Source organism: Streptomyces tubercidicus, assembly GCF_027497495.1.
GTDB lineage: Bacteria > Actinomycetota > Actinomycetes > Streptomycetales > Streptomycetaceae > Streptomyces > Streptomyces tubercidicus.
In genome coordinates this window covers 4,288,903-4,302,343 of sequence record NZ_CP114205.1, presented here as the reverse complement: position 1 = coordinate 4,302,343, position 13,441 = coordinate 4,288,903, and the positions used below count along the sequence as shown (strand labels likewise).

Below are 13,441 nucleotides of genomic sequence, written 5' to 3'. Positions count from 1 at the left end.
TCACGTCAGCCCTCTTCCGGGCCACCGCTCTCCTCGTCCGAGGCCGGGGCACCCTTGGCCTCGTCGTCGGAGCCGGACTTGCCGCCCTGCGCGCCCGGCTGCGGCTCGGCGACGGCGACCCGCGCGGGGCGGATCGTTCGTTCACCGATGCGATACCCGGGCTGCAGGATCGCCACGCACGTCGTCTCGGTGACATCCGGCGCGTACGAATGCATCAGCGCCTCGTGGATCGTCGGGTCGAAGGGCTCGCCCTCCTTGCCGAACTGCTGCAGACCCAGCTTGGCGACCGCGGTCTCCAGCGATTCGGCCACCGACTTGAAGCCGCCGACCAGTTCGCCGTGCTCACGGGCACGGCCGACGTCGTCGAGGGTGGGAAGGAGCTCGGACAGGAGGTTCGCCGCGGCGATCTCCTTGACCGTGACCCGGTCCCGTTCCACCCGACGGCGGTAGTTCTGGTACTCGGCCTGCAGTCGCTGGAGGTCCGTCGTGCGCTCGTTGAGCGCCGTACGCACCTGGTCCAGCTGCGCCTGGAGCGCTACGTCCGTTACGTCCCCGGCCGGGGCCGAGCCCGCCTTGTCGGCGGACTCGGCCTGCGCCGCGTCTTCGGGAGCGGCGTCGGAAGGGACGTCGGGCTTCTCGTCGAAGCCCGGGGTCTCCTCCGTCACGCGGCACCATCCTTCTTCGGCTTCTCGTCGTCGACGATCTCGGCGTCCACGACATCGTCCTCGGCCTTGGCCTGCTCGGCGCCCTCGGCACCGGCAGCGCCCTCGGCACCGGCCGCACCCTGGGCGTCGGCGTACATGGCCTGGCCCAGCTTCTGGGAGACGGCCGCGACCTTCTCCGTGGCGGTGCGGATCTCGGCGGTGTCCTCACCCTTGAGCTTTTCCTTCAGCTCGGTGAGGGCCTCCTCGACCTCGGTCTTGACCTCGCCCGGGACCTTCTCCTCGTTGTCCTTGAGGAACTTCTCGGTCTGGTAGACGAGCTGCTCGGCCTGGTTGCGGGTCTCGGCGGCCTCGCGGCGCTTGGTGTCCTCGTCCGCGTACTGCTCGGCCTCCTGGCGCATCCGGTCGACCTCGTCCTTCGGCAGCGAGGAGCCGCCGGTGACGGTCATCTTCTGCTCCTTGCCCGTGCCCAGGTCCTTCGCGGTCACGTGCATGATGCCGTTGGCGTCGATGTCGAAGGAGACCTCGATCTGCGGGACGCCACGGGGAGCCGGCGGCAGACCGGTCAGCTCGAACATCCCGAGCTTCTTGTTGTACGCCGCGATCTCGCGCTCGCCCTGGTAGACCTGGATCTGCACGGACGGCTGGTTGTCCTCGGCCGTCGTGAAGATCTCGGAGCGCTTGGTCGGGATCGTGGTGTTGCGCTCGATCAGCTTGGTCATGATGCCGCCCTTGGTCTCGATACCGAGGGACAGCGGGGTGACGTCCAGCAGCAGGACGTCCTTGACCTCACCCTTGAGCACACCGGCCTGGAGGGTGGCGCCGATGGCGACGACCTCGTCCGGGTTGACGCCCTTGTTGGCGTCCTTGCCGCCGGTCAGCTCCTTGACGAGCTCGGCGACGGCGGGCATACGGGTGGAGCCGCCGACCAGGACCACGTGGTCGATCTCGGACAGGTTGATACCCGCGTCCTTGATCACGTTGTGGAACGGCGTCTTGCAGCGGTCCAGCAGGTCCGAGGTGAGCTGCTGGAACTGCGAGCGCGTGAGCTTCTCGTCCAGGTGCAGCGGGCCCTCGGCGGAGGCGGTGATGTAGGGAAGGTTGATCGTCGTCTCGGTGGAGGACGACAGCTCGATCTTCGCCTTCTCGGCGGCCTCGCGCAGGCGCTGGAGCGCCATCTTGTCCTTGGCCAGGTCGACGCCGTGGCCGTTCTGGAACTGCTTGACCAGGTAGTCGACGACGCGCTGGTCCCAGTCGTCACCACCGAGGTGGTTGTCACCGTTGGTGGCCTTCACCTCGACGACGCCGTCGCCGATCTCCAGCAGCGAGACGTCGAAGGTGCCGCCACCGAGGTCGAAGACCAGAATGGTCTGGTCGTCCTTCTCCAGGCCGTAGGCCAGGGCGGCCGCGGTGGGCTCGTTGACGATCCGCAGGACGTTGAGGCCCGCGATCTCGCCGGCCTCCTTGGTGGCCTGGCGCTCGGAGTCGTTGAAGTAGGCCGGAACGGTGATGACCGCGTCGACGACCTTCTCGCCGAGGTACGACTCGGCGTCGCGCTTGAGCTTCTGCAGGATGAAGGCGCTCATCTGCTGCGGGTTGAAGCCCTTGCCGTCGATGTCGATCTTCCAGTCGGTGCCCATGTGGCGCTTGACCGACCGGATGGTCCTGTCGACGTTGGTGACCGCCTGACGCTTGGCGACCTCGCCGACCAGCACCTCGCCGTTCTTGGCGAAGGCGACAACGGACGGCGTGGTCCTGGCGCCCTCGGCGTTGGTGATGACGGTGGGCTCACCGCCTTCGAGAACACTGACGACGGAGTTCGTCGTGCCCAGGTCGATGCCGACCGCACGTGCCATTTCAATTCCTCCAGCTGACTTGAGTGGAACAGGCTCAAGAGTGCAGCACCGAGGAAAACCTGTCAACAGACCTGAGCGCGGCACGCTCAACTTTTATATCGCCCTTACCGTCACCAGGACTCTCCCCCAGGACGCCGGCCCCCTACCCAGGGTTGCCTTCGCGACGCAGATCACCGGCCGGGCGGCTTCATGGGGCGGAGGAGAATGGGTAATCTCAGCGTCAGACCAAAAAAGTTACCGCTTAGTAGTTACCCCCGTTTTCCGCTCTCGCAGGTACGAGGAGCCTCCCATGCAACTCGCCGCGATCATCGTGTCGCTGGTGCTCATCGCGGTCGCCGTGGCGCTGTTCGGCCGCGCCCTCCTGCAGATCTACCGCCAGATGCGGCTGGGTCAGCCGGTACCCGCGGGCACCCGTACCGACGCGCCCGCCCAGCGGACCGTCACCCTGGCCAAGGAGTTCGTCGGCCACACCCGCATGAACCGCTGGGGCGTCGTCGGTGTGGCGCACTGGTTCGTGGCGGTGGGCTTCCTCACCCTGCTGCTGACGATCGTCAACGCCATCGGCCAGCTGTTCCAGGCCGACTGGCTGCTCCCGTTCATCGGCGAGTGGCTGCCGTGGGAGATGTTCGTCGAAGGGATGGGCACGCTGACGACCGTGGGCATCGTCGTCCTCATCGTCATCCGCCAGCTGAGCCGGCCCGGCAAGGCGGGCCGCAAGTCCCGCTTCGCGGGCTCCAACACCGGCCAGGCGTACTTCGTCGAGACCGTCATCCTCATCGTCGGCATCTGCATCGTGACGCTGCACGCCCTGGAGGGCGCCCAGCACGGCGTCGACCACTACGAGCCCGCGTACTTCGTCTCGTATCCGCTGGTCGCGGCCTTCAAGGGGATGAGCCTCGGCACCCTGCAGAACCTCACCTACTTCTTCGCCGGCCTCAAGATCGCGACGTCCTTCATCTGGATGATCACGGTCTCGCTGAAGACGGACATGGGTGTCGCCTGGCACCGCTTCCTGGCCTTCCCCAACATCTGGTTCAAGCGCGAGGCCGACGGCGGTGTGGCGCTGGGCGCGCTGCAGCCGATGACCAGCGAGGGCAAGGCGATCGACTTCGAGGACCCGGGCGAGGACGACCAGTTCGGCGTCTCCCAGATCGAGCACTTCTCCTGGAAGGGCCTGCTCGACTTCTCCACCTGCACCGAGTGCGGCCGCTGCCAGTCGCAGTGCCCCGCCTGGAACACCGGTAAGCCGCTCTCCCCGAAGCTCCTGATCATGTCGCTGCGCGACCACGCGCACGCCAAGGCGCCGTATCTGCTGGCCGGCGGCGGCAAGGACATGGAGGGCAACGAGCAGGCGACCGCCGAGCAGCTCGCCGATGTCCCCGCCTCCGCGCTGGCCGAGGCCGAGCGCCCGCTGATCGGGACCCTGGAAGAGAACGGCGTCATCGACCCGGACGTCCTGTGGTCCTGCACCACCTGCGGCGCCTGTGTCGAGCAGTGCCCGGTCGACATCGAGCACATCGACCACATCGTCGACATGCGCCGCTACCAGGTCATGATCGAGTCCTCGTTCCCGTCCGAGGCGGGCACGATGCTGAAGAACCTGGAGAAGAAGGGCAACCCCTGGGGCCTGGCCAAGAAGCAGCGTCTGGCCTGGACCAAGGAGGTCGACTTCGAGGTTCCGGTCGTCGGCCAGGACGTCGAGGACCTCACCGAGGTCGAGTACCTCTACTGGGTCGGCTGCGCCGGTGCCCTGGAGGACCGCGCCAAGAAGACCACCAAGGCCTTCGCGGAGCTGCTGCACATCGCGGGCGTCAAGTTCGCGATCATGGGCGGCGACGAGAAGTGCACCGGTGACTCGCCCCGCCGCCTGGGCAACGAGTTCCTCTTCCAGCAGCTCGGCGCCGAGAACGTGGCCACGCTGAACGCCGCCTTCGGCGAGGACGACGAGGACGAGTCGACCAAGAAGCCCAAGGCGTCGAAGAAGATCGTCGCGACCTGCCCGCACTGCTTCAACACCATCGCGAACGAGTACCCCCAGCTGGGCGGCGAGTACGAGGTCATCCACCACACCCAGCTGCTCCAGCACCTGGTCGACGAGGGCAAGCTCACCCCCGTCACCCCGGTCGAGGGTCTGATCACCTACCACGACCCCTGCTACCTGGGCCGCCACAACAAGGTCTACACCCCGCCGCGCGAGATCATCGCCAAGGTGCCGGGCCTGCGGAACGAGGAGATGCACCGCCACAAGGAGCGCGGCTTCTGCTGTGGCGCCGGTGGTGCCCGGATGTGGATGGAAGAGCGCATCGGCAAGCGCATCAACAACGAGCGCGTCGACGAGGCCCTGTCGCTCAACCCCGACATCGTCTCGACCGCCTGCCCCTTCTGCCTGGTCATGCTCACCGACTCGGTCAACGGCAAGAAGAACGACGGCAAGGCGAAGGAATCCATCCAGGTCGTCGACGTGGCCCAGCTGCTGCTGGACTCCGTCAAGACCCCCGCCGACCCGGCGGGCGACCCGGAGCCGGAGGACACCCCGGAGGCCGAGCCGGTGCAGTAGCGGCGAGAGCTGACGTGAGCCGACGGCCGGTCCCCTCTGGCGAGGGGACCGGCTGTTGGGCTTTTCTGGGGGCCGCGGTTTTCTGGGGGCCGCGGTTTGACGACACGACAACACGCTTACAGGTGGGGTGGACACGGCATGGGAAGACGGATCGCCGCGACGACAGGGCTCGGGCTGGCTCTCCTGCTCAGCTCCTGCGGGCTGCTCTCCCCCTCCGCCGACCCGCGTCCCGCCTCGCCCCACCGCGCCTCCTCCTTGCCGCGAGCACGCACCGTCCCCGCCGGCCACGGCAGCCGGGCCGCCCACGACTTCAACGGTGACGGCCACCCCGACCTCGTCCTCGACAGCCTGCTCGCGCCGTCCGGCGGCCGTGACGACGACCCGGGCATCGGCATCGTCTACGGCTCCGCGCGCGGACTCGACCCGGCCACCCGGGAGTTGCTCACCCCGGCCCGCCATGCCGCCCCCACCGCCGGCACCGTCCCCGCGTCCTTCGACGCCGAGACCGTCTGCGACCTCGACCGGGACGGCTTCAGCGATCTGGTCGTCACCACCGACCCGCCGTACGACGGCGTCGGCCGCCCCCCCGTCCCCGTACAGCTCCTCTTCGGCTCCCCGCACGGCCTCGGTGCCGCCCGCGCCGTGAAACTCCGCATCCCGGACCGCGCGAGGTTCGGCAACGAATGGCCCGACCAGCCGGTCTGCGGCGACTTCGACGGCGACGGCGCCCCCGACCTCGCCGTCACCGCCTCCGGCCCGCGGATCAGCTACCTGCGGGGCCCGTTCACCCGCACCGGCGCCCCGAAGGCGGCGGGCGCGCCCATCGACATCCCCGGGACAGCCCTCGCGCCCACCGCGCCCCTGTCCTCGTCCGACCTCAACGGCGACGGCACCGACGACCTCCTCGTACGGGCCGCCGACCCCGGCCGCCGCGCCCGCAGCCGGCTCGCCCTCGGCAGCCCCCGGGGCCCGGTCCGCGCGGGCTCGGCCGGCTACCCGCCCGGCCACACCACGGTCTTCGGCCGCTTCACCGGGAGCGGCCGGACGGCGGTGCCCGTCACCGCCGACGCCGACGGCCTGCTGACCGTCGCCGGCCGCCCCGGCAGGCTCCGTACGGGCACCGGCGGCGACCCCACCCTCGCGACGGCCGACGTGCAGCACGACGGCCATCCGGACCTCGCCATCGGCGGCACCCGCCCCGCGCTCCTGAGCGGCACCGCGCACGGGCTGTCCAGCACCGTCCAGCGCCTGGCCGTGCCCCGTCTCCCCGGCACCGGCCGCCCGCACACCACGGTCCTCGCCCTCACGGACCTCGACGGCGACCGCCATGCCGACCTCGTACTCCTCACCCGGCGCGGCCGCACCCACGACCGGGTCACGGTCCGGCCCGGCGGCCCGTCAGGTCTCGCCAAGAAGCCCACACTCTCCTTCAGCACGGCGGACTTCACGGCGAGTTGAGCCACGGCCCAGGCGGAGGGCGCGCGCCGGGCCACGACGCCACGGGCTCAACTCGTCACCGAGTTAATGCAGTTGCTCAACACCGCGACCCATCCGACCATGACGAGATGAACACCGACCGGGACCGGGACAGGGAGCGGGACGGGGATCGGGACAGGGACCGAGACGGGGACCGGGACGGGGACCGGGACGCGGACAGGAGCGCGACCCCGACCACGACCACGGCCGCGTCCGAGAAGCCGCACCACACCCCGGCCGACACCGCCCCACCCCTCACCCTCCGCCCCGCCCACCCCGCCGACGCCCCCGTGATCGCCGCCATCCACCAGGCAGCGCGGCGGGCGGCCATGCCCTACCTGCCGCCGCAGCGCCGCACCCATGACGAGGTCACCCGCTGGATCCGGGAGACCGTGCTGCCGCAGTGTCACACCGTCGTCGCCGCCCGTGGGCCCGAGCTCCTCGGCTACGCCGCCGTACGGGGCGATCTGCTCGAACACCTCTACCTCCGCCCGGACGCCCGCCGGACCGGCATCGGCACCCGTCTGCTCGCCGAGGCGCGGCGGCACCGCCCCGACGGCCTCTCCCTGCATGTCTTCCAACTCAACGCCGAGGCACGGGCGTTCTACGCACACCACGGTTTCCGGGTCGTGGCCACGGACGACGGCAGCGGCAACATGGAGAACCTGCCGGCCCTCACCCTCCACTGGGCACCGGCCCCCGGCCCCCTCTCCCCTCGGGGAACCCCCTAAGGGATGTCACAGGTCAGCAGCAAACCCGGGCCCGGTCCCCCTGCTCCGCCACCCGATCCGCGCGGACCAGGTACTTTCGAGTACGTGGCTGGATTCAGGATGGGTCGCGGACGGGATGCCCGCCCCGCGCAGAACGGACAGCAAGGACAGCAGGGGCAGCAGGCCCCGTACGGGCAGCAAGGGCCGTACGGGCAGCAGCCCCCCTCACCGCCTGGGCAATGGCAGCAGGCACCGCAGCAATACGGCGGCGGGCCGCAGAGACAGCCGCAGGGGCAGCCGCAGCCGCACGGCCAGTACGGCGAGCCGGAGTACTTCGGCGACGGCGGCTACCAACCCCAGCAGCAGTCCTACGCACCGTATTCGAACGACAACAACGCTGGTCACACCCAGCAGTTCAGCGTCGGCGAGGCCCCGGACGCCTACGGTGCGCCCGACGGCCACTACGACGGCGGCTCCGAGGAGTACGCGGCGGGCGCCACCTACCGCGCCGGCCAGACCACCGCGCCCCCGGCCGGCCCCCGGCTGCACTGGAAGCAGCTGCTGCCCGGCATCGCGCTGCGCCCCGACGCCACGTTCTGGCAGATGCGCGACCACGCGGTCTGGGGCCCGGCGCTGATCGTCAGCTTGGCCTACGGCCTGCTCGCGGTCTTCGGCTTCGACAAGGCCCGCGAGGATGTGCTGAGCGCCACCCTCTCCGAGATCATCCCGTGGGTGGGGATCACCGCCGCGATGTTCGTCGTCGGCGGCCTGGTGCTGGGCGCGGTCACCCACACCATGGCCCGCCAGCTCGGCGGTGACGGCGCCTGGCAGCCGACCATCGGCCTGTCGATGCTGATCATGACGATGTCGGACGCGCCCCGGCTGCTCTTCGCGATGTTCCTCGGCGGCGACAGCACCCTGGTCCAGGTCCTGGGCTGGCTGACCTGGCTCGCCACCGGCTATCTGCTCACCTCCATGGTCAGCAAGTCGCACGACCTTCCGTGGCCCAAGGCACTCGGCGCCTCCGCGATCCAGCTGGTCGCGCTGCTCGCCCTGGTGAAGCTCGGCACCCTGTAAGGCGCCACCGGCCACATCAAGGGGCCCGCCCCGGAGCACTCGCCTCCGGAGCGGGCCCTTTGCCGTACGGCGGTCCCGGACGGTCCCGCACTCCCTACGGCCCTACTGCGGGGCCGTGGTGCTACGGGGCTATGGCGCTACGAGCCCGGCCTCGGACGTACGGCCCCGGCCTCGGCCTCAGAGGTACGGCCCGCCCTCACACAAACCGCTGCCCCGCCGACCCCTCACACCCCTGCAACCGCAGCGGCTCCTTCGCCCCCGCCAGCGTCAGGCACAGCGACGGCGCGGCGGCCGGCCGGATCGTGCCGCCGTCGGCCCGTACGAACTGCTGGTTGCCCGCGCCCGAGCAGTTCCACAGCACCAGTCCGGCCCCGGCCGTGTACCGCCCGCCCGGGACGTCCAGGCACCGGTCCTGGGTCAGCTCCACATGCAGCGACCGCTGCTCGGTGTCGTACCACCAGCCCTGGTTGCGCTGACCGTGGCAGTCCCAGCCGCCGACCACCGTGCCGTTACGGCTGGCGCCCCCGGTCGCGTCCACACAGCTCCCCGTCCCGGCGTTCCTCAGCGGCCGGTACGCGTCGTCCCAGCCGCCCGGGTACAGCTTCGGCCGCCCGGTGCTCGCCGGATCGGCACAGGCCGCCTCCCGCAGCCCCGACGCGTACAGCTGGGTCAGACAGGACGCGAACGCGCCGTGCCCGCGGGCGTTCGGATGGAAGGACTGCCGCACCGAATTCGAGTTCGGCGGGAAGGGGTTGGTGAGGTTCACATACAGCCCGCGGGCCCAGGTCTCCTCCATGCACACCTCGTGCCCGTGGAAGAGCCGCGAGGCGTCCAGATAGGTCGCGCCGCTGTCCCGCGCCGCCTTGCGCACCCCCTTCTCGAACGCGGGCACGGCGGCATTGCGCCCCCAGCCCGCATCCGAGGTGTAGCCCGTGCAGCCGCCCAGCAGCTTCCCCGGATACTGCGGGTTGTCCTCCACATCCGGCCCGATCGGGCTCGGATACGACATCACCACGAGCCGGTAGTCGCCGTCGGCGTACCCCGCGTCCCGCATCACGGTCCGCAGATCGCCGACCGTCCGCTCGACCTTCGGCACCAGCCCGTCGACCCGCGCCTGCCAGCCCGGCTGGTACTTCGGCTCACAGGTGCCCTGCAGCAGGAACCAGCGGGTGACGCAGTCCGTCATCACCGGCCCGAACTGCAGATCGTCATTGGCACCGGCCACCAGGAGCACCATCTTCAGCCGGGTGTTACGGGCCGCGATGGCCAGGCTGTCGCTCTGCACCAGCTCATCGGCGTACTGCTTGCTGCCGCCGATCACGATGTTGCCGGTCCCGGCGCCCGAGCAGGCGGCGTTGTACGTCACGTCGGCCGCGATCCCGGTCCGGTGGATCGCCGAATCCGGCGACCGGTGGCACCAGTTGTCCGGCCCGTCCGTCCCCGCCTCATACGTCCCGACGCCCTCCCCCGAGATCTCACTGTCCCCCAACGAGATCAACGAGGTCTTACGCTCCCCCAGGGGCCGCACCCCCGGCTCCCCATAAAGCCGCTCCGCCTCCCGCGCCCGGACCTTCTCCAACTCGGGCCCCAACGGCTTGACGGCGGCGGCACCGACGGCAGCTTTCGCCCGGCCCTTCCCCGTGCCCCCGGTGGCAGCACTCGCCCCACCCACCGACACGGTGCACACCATGCTCAGAACCGCCGCCGAGGTCACCACGACGGCCCTCAGCCGCCGCCCACGCCCCGCCCGCGACCCCTCTCCCGCACTCCACCCACGTAACGCCCACCGCCCACATCTCCCACGCACCACGGGCCCTCCCCTCCGGTCTCCTCTTACCGCGGGTTGTAGTCCCCAGCGAGCAACGGCGGAACACCCGAACCACAATTGGCCAAAACCGACACACCAAAAACCGACCGCCCATCAACTCCCTTACGGGGCACGGCAAGCGGAAGTTCGACCACGAATTGATCGCCCCGTTTGGCGCGGAAACGAGAGCTCCCGCCGCCATCGAGGCCGTCTGGTTTCCGGGCGGTGGCCGCGCGCCTGACATGGAAGGATCAAGCTATTGATCCTTCGCGAGGAGACACGAGAGTGAGCCACAACCAGCCACCGCCACCGTCCGGTTACCCCACCCCCGGCGGCCCCCCACCCGGTGGCTCGCAGCAGTCCGGTCCACCGTCCGAGCCACAGGCCGGGTCGCAGCCCGCGTACGGCGCCGCGCCGCCACCGCCGACGGGCAGCGGACCGGGCGGAGCGGGCGGACCGGGCGGACCGAACGCCTGGGGCGGCTCACCGGTTGGCCCGCCCCCGCAGCGGAAGCGTAAGGGCGCGCTGATCGCCGCCATCTCCGGGGGAACCGTGCTCGTGCTCGCCCTCGCGGTCGGTGGCGTCGTGTGGTTTCAGAGCCAGGACGGCAAGGACGCCCCGATGGTGCCGTACACCCTCAGCCTTCCGCACAAGATCCTCCACGGCGACTACTACAAGAAGAAGGACCTCCCCACCATCTGCTCCCACTCCGACTGCCTGACGTCCGAGAAGGAGACCGACAAGATGGGCATCAAGAAGGCGTTCCCCTGGTCGGGCTCCTACGTTCCGTCGCCCGGCGGCCCCGGGAAGCGGTCGACGATCACCGTCACCGGCATCCAGGGCAGGGTCACCAAACCGACCGCCGCGGTGGACGCGGCCCTGGCACGCATGCACAAGGACGACGAGAAGAACGCAAAGACGCTCGGAGCCAAGATCGAGGTCATCGAAGGGACCAAGAAAACCGGGTGGAAGGGCGACACCTTCGACGGAACGATCATGATGTGCGAGTCCATCATGATGGTTCCCAAGCGCGGCCTCGACAAGGAAATGACGATCACCCGCTGCGTGTGGGGCGACACCAGCGCGGTGGGGATCGTGCAGCAGCAGGGGGTAGGCATCAAGTCCGACGTGATGGACACGCACGAGCTGAACGACGCCACGCTCATGATCCGCAACGAGATGCGGCAGCCGCACCCCGCCTGAACCGGTCAGCAGGACGACCCGCCGGGCACAAGCCCGACTCAGACGCAACCCGACTCAGACGCCATCAGGGCCGGCCCCCACAGCGCGTCACACGACGCCCTGCCCAGCCGGGGCCGGCCCCATCACGGTCACGTCACCTCACGCGTCGAGAATCTGCCCCTCGCGCCGCACCACCGGCGGCTCAACGCTCCACGGGAAGTTGATCCACTCGTCCGTGCGCTTCCACACGTACTCGCACTTCACCAGCGACTGCGACTTCTCGTAGATCACCGCGCTGCGGACCTCCGCCACGGTCCCCTGGCAGAAGTCATGCACCAGCTTCAGCGTCTTCCCGGTGTCCGCGACATCGTCCGCGATCAGCACCTTCTTCTCCGAGAAGTCGATCGCGTTCGGCACCGGCGCCAGCATGACCGGCATCTCCAGGGTGGTCCCCACCCCGGTGTAGAACTCCACATTCACCAGGTGGATGTTCTTGCAGTCCAGCGCGTACGCCAGCCCCCCGGCGACGAAGACACCGCCCCGGGCGATCGACAGCACGACATCGGGCTCGTACCCGTCATCGGCCACCATCTGCGCCAGCTCACGGATCGCCCCGCCGAACCGCTCGTAGGTCAGGTTCTCCCGCACGTCACTCACGTATCTCTCTCAGACCTTCGGTGTCCACACGCTCCGCCACGCGCCCGCCCTGTCGAGCGCGCCGCCCACCCCGACGCTGCGGTGTCATACCTGCGTACGGTGGAAGTTCTTGAACGACCGGGACGGCGTCGGCCCGCGCTGCCCCTGGTAGCGGGAGCCGTACTTCGCGCTCCCATACGGGTGCTCGGTCGGCGAGGTCAGCCGGAACATGCACAGCTGCCCGATCTTCATGCCCGGCCACAGCTTGATCGGCAGCGTGGCGACATTGCTCAGCTCCAGCGTCACATGCCCGCTGAACCCCGGGTCGATGAACCCGGCGGTCGAATGCGTCAGCAGCCCCAGCCGCCCCAGCGAGCTCTTCCCCTCAAGCCGGGACGCGAGGTCGTCGGGCAGCGTGATGACCTCGTACGTCGAGGCGAGCACGAACTCGCCCGGGTGCAGGATGAACGCCTCATCCCCCTCGGGCACGACCTCACGCGTCAGATCGGGCTGCTCGACGGCGGGGTCGATATGCGGATAGCGGTGGTTCTCGAACACCCGGAAATAGCGGTCGAGCCGCACGTCGATGCTGGACGGCTGCACCATCGACTCTTCATAGGGGTCGATACGCACCCGACCAGCATCGATCTCGGCCCGGATGTCCTTGTCTGAGAGAAGCACGCAGAAGAGGATACGCGCCGCACGACGAGGGCCCGGCCCCCACCTGGGAAGCCGGGCCCCGCCCACTCCTCGTCCTACTGCCGGCCGCTACCTCTCCTACGAGGCGCAGCCGCCGCTCTCACGAAGTGCGGCGGCGACTCAGACGCCACCACACTCTCTTGATCGCTACCGCTTCTCTCGATCTCTCGATCTCTCGATCTCTCGATCTCTCGATCTCTCGATCTCTCGTTCTCTTGATCGCTACCGCTTGGCGTGGTCGACGGGCACCGAGTGCCGCAGCCGAGCACAGCGCGGGCAGCGCAACAGCCGTCCGGGACCGAGCCGGTCGGTGGTCTGCATCGGGAACGAAGCGGTGCTGAACACGTGGCCCTCGGCACAACGTACGACGGTGCGCTCCATCAAGTCCCTCTCCCAACTGCGTGGACAACAAAAGCCACATTAGGGGATGAACTGGGCGCCACCACACGCGGCACTCCGACCCCCAACGGTACGCCTCAACTCCCGCACCCCACACCCGACATCCCCCTAGGGAAACCCCCAGGACCCCACCCGGAACACCCGCCCCGACACCCCCACACACCACCTCCGAGCACGCCAAATGCACCGCGAGGCGGTGATGGGGTAGAGTGTGCGACGATGTTCCGCCCTCGACAGAGGCGGGATTACGCGGGTGTAGTTTAATGGTAGAACATGAGCTTCCCAAGCTCAGAGCGCGGGTTCGATTCCCGTCACCCGCTCCATATGGAAGCCCCAAGTCAGAGACCTGGGGCTTGTTTGTTGTCTAGACCATTTTTGGA

The 13,441-nt window shown here is 69.2% G+C and carries 11 protein-coding genes and 1 tRNA gene; 6 read left to right on the top strand and 6 right to left on the bottom strand.

Going from position 1 to position 13,441, the window contains the following annotated elements; genetic code table 11:
• Positions 1-5: 5 nt before the first annotated feature.
• Positions 6-665 carry a nucleotide exchange factor GrpE gene (gene grpE / locus STRTU_RS18705; protein WP_159744690.1) on the bottom strand — a complete coding sequence of 220 codons (660 nt, stop codon included), beginning with the start codon at positions 663-665 and terminating at the stop codon, positions 6-8.
• The gene (gene dnaK / locus STRTU_RS18700; RefSeq protein ID WP_159744689.1) at positions 662-2,518 is read right to left on the bottom strand and encodes a molecular chaperone DnaK; all 1,857 of its coding nucleotides are present in this window, start codon (positions 2,516-2,518) and stop codon (positions 662-664) included. Before dnaK ends, grpE begins: the two co-directional genes overlap by 4 nt.
• Positions 2,519-2,807: 289 nt before the next feature.
• Here dnaK and STRTU_RS18695 point away from each other — a divergent pair, with 289 nt between their 5' ends.
• From STRTU_RS18695 to STRTU_RS18680, 4 genes are all read left to right on the top strand, one after another.
• Complete coding sequence (locus STRTU_RS18695) at positions 2,808-5,075, top strand: (Fe-S)-binding protein (RefSeq protein WP_159744688.1); 2,268 nt, start codon at positions 2,808-2,810, stop codon at positions 5,073-5,075.
• 138 nt (positions 5,076-5,213) lie between these two features.
• The gene (locus STRTU_RS18690) at positions 5,214-6,533 is read left to right on the top strand and encodes an FG-GAP repeat domain-containing protein (RefSeq protein ID WP_159744687.1); all 1,320 of its coding nucleotides are present in this window, start codon (positions 5,214-5,216) and stop codon (positions 6,531-6,533) included.
• A 107-nt stretch (positions 6,534-6,640) separates the two neighbouring features.
• Entirely contained in the window at positions 6,641-7,282 is a 642-nt protein-coding gene (locus STRTU_RS18685; RefSeq protein ID WP_308789383.1) for a GNAT family N-acetyltransferase, read from the top strand.
• 99 nt (positions 7,283-7,381) lie between these two features.
• A complete protein-coding gene (locus STRTU_RS18680; RefSeq protein WP_159747053.1) occupies positions 7,382-8,338 on the top strand; it encodes a Yip1 family protein in 957 nt (318 codons plus the stop codon).
• A gap of 196 nt (positions 8,339-8,534) precedes the next feature.
• On the opposite strand, the gene STRTU_RS18675 is transcribed toward STRTU_RS18680, so the two are convergent.
• Complete coding sequence (locus STRTU_RS18675) at positions 8,535-10,028, bottom strand: ricin-type beta-trefoil lectin domain protein (RefSeq protein WP_246240723.1); 1,494 nt, start codon at positions 10,026-10,028, stop codon at positions 8,535-8,537.
• Positions 10,029-10,430: 402 nt separating this feature from the next.
• Between STRTU_RS18675 and STRTU_RS18670 the strand changes: the two genes are divergently transcribed.
• Positions 10,431-11,348, top strand: coding sequence for a hypothetical protein (locus STRTU_RS18670; protein ID WP_159744685.1), 918 nt, complete (start codon positions 10,431-10,433; stop codon positions 11,346-11,348).
• Between the two features lie 138 nt (positions 11,349-11,486).
• On the opposite strand, the gene STRTU_RS18665 is transcribed toward STRTU_RS18670, so the two are convergent.
• The 3 genes from STRTU_RS18665 to STRTU_RS18655 all read right to left on the bottom strand — a co-directional run bounded on the left by STRTU_RS18665 (position 11,487) and on the right by STRTU_RS18655 (position 13,043).
• Positions 11,487-11,984 carry a phosphoribosyltransferase gene (locus STRTU_RS18665; RefSeq protein ID WP_159744684.1) on the bottom strand — a complete coding sequence of 166 codons (498 nt, stop codon included), beginning with the start codon at positions 11,982-11,984 and terminating at the stop codon, positions 11,487-11,489.
• 84 nt (positions 11,985-12,068) lie between these two features.
• Positions 12,069-12,644, bottom strand: a complete 576-nt coding sequence (dcd, locus tag STRTU_RS18660; protein ID WP_159744683.1) for a dCTP deaminase — start codon at positions 12,642-12,644, stop codon at positions 12,069-12,071.
• A gap of 240 nt (positions 12,645-12,884) precedes the next feature.
• Complete coding sequence (locus tag STRTU_RS18655) at positions 12,885-13,043, bottom strand: hypothetical protein (protein WP_167539173.1); 159 nt, start codon at positions 13,041-13,043, stop codon at positions 12,885-12,887.
• A 267-nt stretch (positions 13,044-13,310) separates the two neighbouring features.
• Between STRTU_RS18655 and STRTU_RS18650 the strand changes: the two genes are divergently transcribed.
• Positions 13,311-13,384: transfer RNA gene (locus STRTU_RS18650), tRNA-Gly, on the top strand.
• Positions 13,385-13,441: the final 57 nt, after the last annotated feature.